This is a genomic window from Polaromonas sp. (assembly GCF_030682935.1).
GTDB lineage: Bacteria > Pseudomonadota > Gammaproteobacteria > Burkholderiales > Burkholderiaceae_C > Polaromonas.
On record NZ_JAUXNA010000355.1, the window covers coordinates 1 to 2907 of the forward strand.

At 59.2% G+C, this 2907-nt stretch carries 4 protein-coding genes and 1 pseudogene; 4 read left to right on the forward strand and 1 reads right to left on the reverse strand.

Translation table 11 applies throughout. The annotated features are described in order from the left end of the window. The 4 genes from priB to dnaB all read left to right on the forward strand — a co-directional run. A partial coding sequence (priB, locus tag Q8K05_RS16600) for a primosomal replication protein N (RefSeq protein WP_305247721.1) occupies positions 1-292 on the forward strand: 292 nt, incomplete at its 5' end. Between the two features lie 10 nt (positions 293-302). Continuing rightward, complete coding sequence (gene rpsR, locus Q8K05_RS16605; RefSeq protein ID WP_011801778.1) at positions 303-587, forward strand: 30S ribosomal protein S18; 285 nt, start codon at positions 303-305, stop codon at positions 585-587. Between the two features lie 11 nt (positions 588-598). After that, entirely contained in the window at positions 599-1051 is a 453-nt protein-coding gene (rplI, locus tag Q8K05_RS16610) for a 50S ribosomal protein L9 (RefSeq protein ID WP_305247723.1), read from the forward strand. Between the two features lie 221 nt (positions 1052-1272). Beyond that, the gene (dnaB, locus tag Q8K05_RS16615; RefSeq protein WP_305247724.1) at positions 1273-2685 is read left to right on the forward strand and encodes a replicative DNA helicase; all 1413 of its coding nucleotides are present in this window, start codon (positions 1273-1275) and stop codon (positions 2683-2685) included. A 63-nt stretch (positions 2686-2748) separates the two neighbouring features. Here the strand turns inward: dnaB and Q8K05_RS16620 are convergent. Next, positions 2749-2907, reverse strand: a pseudogene (locus tag Q8K05_RS16620) (3'-5' exonuclease domain-containing protein 2); the annotation flags it as partial.

The following is a 2907-nucleotide window of genomic DNA, read 5'->3' on the forward strand; positions in this document are numbered from 1 at the left end:
GACCGCCTGTATCGCCGAGCTAAGCACGTTGCGCTACACGCCCGCTGGAATCCCCGCCATCAACTTCATTCTCGAACACGAGTCTGAAATCCTTGAAGCAGGTGTTGCCAGACAGGTCAAGTTAACGCTGAAAGCCGTTGCCTTCGGAACGCTGGCTGAACAAACAGTCCGGCTCACCCTAGGCAAAGCTTTCAGATTCACGGGATTTCTCATCAATGCGCGCACCAGCAAAAGCGTTGTTTTTCATATTCAAGCTTTCGAAAATTTCGAACAAGTACTGAACCCCATTTAAGGAGTCCATCATGGCCGGACCAAAACGTTTCAATAAAGACAAGCGCCCCAAGCGCAATACCCAGTCCCTGCTGTTCAAGCGCAAGCGTTTTTGCCGCTTCACAGCCGCTGGCGTTGAAGAAATCGACTACAAAGACATCGACACCCTGCGCGACTTTGTATCCGAAAACGGAAAAATCATTCCCGCACGCCTGACCGGCACGCGCGCGATTTTCCAGCGTCAGATCAACACCGCTGTCAAGCGCGCTCGCTTCCTCGCGATGCTGCCTTACAGCGACCAGCACCGTAGCCTGTAAGGAGCACAAACATGCAAATTATTCTGCTCGACAAAGTCGTGAACCTGGGCAACCTGGGCGAAGTCGTCAAAGTTAAAGACGGTTACGCACGCAACTTCCTGATCCCTTCCGGCCGCGCCCGTCGCGCCACGGCAGTGGCCATCAAGGAATTCGAAGTCAAACGCGCTGATCTTGAAAAAGCCGCCGCTGCAAAGCTGGCCGAGATGCAAGCCCAAGGCGCAAAGCTCGGTGGCACCACCGTCAAGCTCACGCAAAAAGCCGGTGTCGATGGTCGCCTGTTTGGCTCCGTCACCAACGCCGACATCGCTCAAGAAGTCAGCAAGCAAGGTTTTGCAGTGACCAAATCGCAAATCCGCATGCCTAATGGCCCGCTGAAAACCGTCGGCGACCACGCTGTGAGCGTATCACTGCATACCGACGTGCTGGTGGATATCACGGTAACGGTTTACGGCGAAACCGCCTAAACTGGCACTGCACTGTCCCTGAAAGCCGCTCCTCGGAGCGGCTTTTTTCTTGGGGCTGACGGTTGGGCCAGCGGGCTTGCCCGGTGGTGTGCGACAGGATGCACGGGGTTGTGAACAACTTCACGGCGCATTTCCACCGAATTTCCCCCGCTTGTCCACAGGCTTATCCACCGCCTTCTCACGGTCCCGGCGTACCATTTACCGTTCCCCTAAGGATGCCCATGTCTGCCGTACTTTCTCCCCATGATGATCCCCGTTACAGCGGTGACCGCCAGATTGCCCAGTTGCGTATTCCGCCGCACTCGATTGAGGGGGAATCCAGCGTTCTGGGAGGGCTGCTGCTTGACAACGGCGCCTGGGACCGCGTGGGCGACCTGCTGAGCGACCAGGACTTTTATCGCCACGAGCACCAGCTCATTTACGCCGCCGTCGGGGCGCTGATCAACGGCTCCAAACCTGCCGACATCATTACCGTTTACGAGCACCTGCAAAACCACGGCAAAGCCGACGAAGTGGGGGGCTTGAGCTACCTCAATGCGCTGGCCCAGTACGTGCCCAGCGCCGCCAATATTCGCCGCTACGCCGAAATTGTTCGGGAGCGCTCCATCTTGCGCAAGCTGGTCTCTGCCTCCGACGAGATTGCGACCGCTGCCTTTGCGCCGCAAGGCAAGGCGGTCTCGACCATCCTGGACGAAGCCGAGCAGAAGATTTTCAACATCGGCGAGCAGGGTTCCCGTGCGATGCAGGGCTTTCAGAGCATGGATACGCTGGTGGTCAGCCTGCTGGACCGGGTGACCGAGATGTCGGAAAACCCGAACGACGTGACCGGCGTGCCCACGGGTTTTTATGATCTGGACCGCATGACCTCCGGCTTTCAGGCCGGCGACCTCGTGATTCTGGCGGCCCGTCCGTCGATGGGCAAGACGGCACTCGCCATCAATATCGCCGAGCATGTGGCCCTGAATGAAGGCCTGCCGGTGGCCGTTTTTTCCATGGAAATGGGTGCGTCACTGCTGGCCGTGCGTATTGTCGGTTCCATCGGCCGCATTGACCAGACCCACCTGCGCACCGGCAAGCTGACCGATGAAGAATGGCCCCGCCTGACGGAAGCCATTGAAAAACTGCGCAACATCTCGCTGCATATCGACGAGACCGCTGGTCTCACGGTCAGCGAGCTGCGCGCCAACGCCAGGCGCCTGGCCCGCCAGTGCGGCAAGCTTGGCCTGATCGTGGTTGACTACCTGCAGCTCATGAGCGTGTCGACCAGCATGAACGACGAAAACCGCGCCACCGCCGTCGGCGAGATTTCGCGCGGCCTGAAGTCGCTGGCCAAAGAGCTCCAGTGCCCCGTGATTGCCCTGTCGCAGCTCAGCCGCGGCGTGGAGTCCCGCACCGACAAGCGCCCGATGATGAGCGATCTGCGCGAATCCGGCGCCATCGAGCAGGATGCCGACATCATCATGTTCATCTACCGCGATGAGTACTACACCAAGGAAGCCTGCAAAGAGCCCGGCGTGGCCGAGGTCATCATCAGCAAGCAGCGTAACGGCCCGACGGGAACGGTGAAGCTGGCATTTCTCAACCGCATCACCACGTTTGAGAGCTTGGCGAGCGGCTCCAGCGGGGATTATTGAGCCGCTGGCGCGTGACGGCCGGGCGGCCCCTCAAGGAGACGGCTTACAGCATCCATGCCCTGTTCAGCGCGCCAAACCCAGCGCCTCAAACACCCGAAGCGCCGCATACGCATCGTTCGCGGCATAGACAAGCTGGGCGTCTGTCAGGCGCAGGTTGGCCCAGTTGGACGTCGTGGCCTTTCTGGACTTGATAAAGCGCTTGTTGAACATCACCGCCACGGC

What these genes read in the sequence shown, in the direction of transcription:
- dnaB (WP_305247724.1), top strand. Translation starts at nt 1,273, where the DNA reads ATGTCTGCCGTACTTTCTCCCCATGATGATCCCCGTTACAGCGGTGAC.
- rplI (WP_305247723.1), top strand. Translation starts at nt 599, where the DNA reads ATGCAAATTATTCTGCTCGACAAAGTCGTGAACCTGGGCAACCTGGGC.
- rpsR (WP_011801778.1), top strand. Translation starts at nt 303, where the DNA reads ATGGCCGGACCAAAACGTTTCAATAAAGACAAGCGCCCCAAGCGCAAT.